At 31.9% G+C, this 1,129-nt stretch carries 2 protein-coding genes; both read left to right on the top strand.

The window, feature by feature from the left end:
- The first annotated feature begins 340 nt into the window (after window positions 1–340).
- Window positions 341–1,003 (top strand): sensor histidine kinase, encoded by a 663-nt coding sequence (locus ROSEINA2194_RS22155; protein WP_252832645.1) that lies wholly within the window; start codon window positions 341–343, stop codon window positions 1,001–1,003.
- Window positions 1,004–1,026: 23 nt separating this feature from the next.
- Window positions 1,027–1,104 carry a hypothetical protein gene (locus ROSEINA2194_RS23600; protein WP_252832647.1) on the top strand — a complete coding sequence of 26 codons (78 nt, stop codon included), beginning with the start codon at window positions 1,027–1,029 and terminating at the stop codon, window positions 1,102–1,104.
- Window positions 1,105–1,129 lie beyond the last annotated feature (25 nt).

Consider the following 1,129-nt stretch of genomic DNA (forward strand, 5'->3'; position numbering starts at 1 on the left):
AATAGTCTGGGGCGTTTTGACAGGGATTATAGCATATGTTCTGTATTATGAGGATATAGATAAACCCTTAAGACGTATTATTGAATGTGAAGCATTAGTATTTTGTATGTCTGTTTGTGAATCATTGGGAGTGATTCTTTTACAATGCATTTTGCAAGCCGCAGATATAAAAAATGTGAATGAAACTATGCTTTATTGCCTTGAGGTAACATTTTCAAAGGTGATACTTATTTTTTTGTATTACACATTTATAAACAGGTTTGTGAAAAAAAGTGATGTCCCTTATTCAAAGACACGGTACATCATGTATGGAATTATACTTCTATACAGTCTGATTAACATGAGTGTAATTGTAGAGAATTTTAAAAATGGAGAAGAAAATTATTTGTGTGCAGTCAACATGGGATGTATTGTTCTGGCAGATTTATACCTTTTATATTTTGTAAAAATGGCAGATGAAAAGAACTATTACGAAAAGCAGTTGATCGCATTAGAGCAGCAGGCAAAGGTACAATACGAATACTATTTGACCCAGACAAAAAAGTATGATCAAACCATTCAGATATTACATGATGTAAATAAGCATATTAAAGCAATCGAAGGGTTATATGGTGCAGAGCAGGAAAAAACGGCAGGAGAATATGCAACAAAGATCAGAGAGTTGTTGAAGCCGCTCATTCCGGTTCAATACACAGAAAATCCGATCTTGAATATACTTCTTACTGATAAAGAAGCTGTTATGAGAGAAAAGGGGATTTCAGTAACAATAAAGGTAGATAATGTGAATTTGAATTTCATTGAACCAATCGACATTACAACTATTTTTGGAAATTTATTAGATAATGCGATTGAAGCAACAGAAAAGCTGAAAGGCGAGAAATATATTTGCATTAAGATTGGTTCATATCATAAGATGATAGTTGTCAGCATTGAAAATAATTGTAATGAAGTAAAGTGGAGAAATGGTTTTCCAGTATCAAATAAAGGAAAAATGGTGGAATAGGACTGCTGAATGTTCAGAGCAGTATAAAAAAATATGATGGAGATTTAACATTGAAGAATGATGGAAATAAATTTATTGCTGAGTTATTCCTTAATTCATAAAAGAGCATTTTTGGCTATTTTTTTG

The organism is Roseburia inulinivorans DSM 16841, from assembly GCF_000174195.1.
GTDB lineage: Bacteria > Bacillota > Clostridia > Lachnospirales > Lachnospiraceae > Roseburia > Roseburia inulinivorans.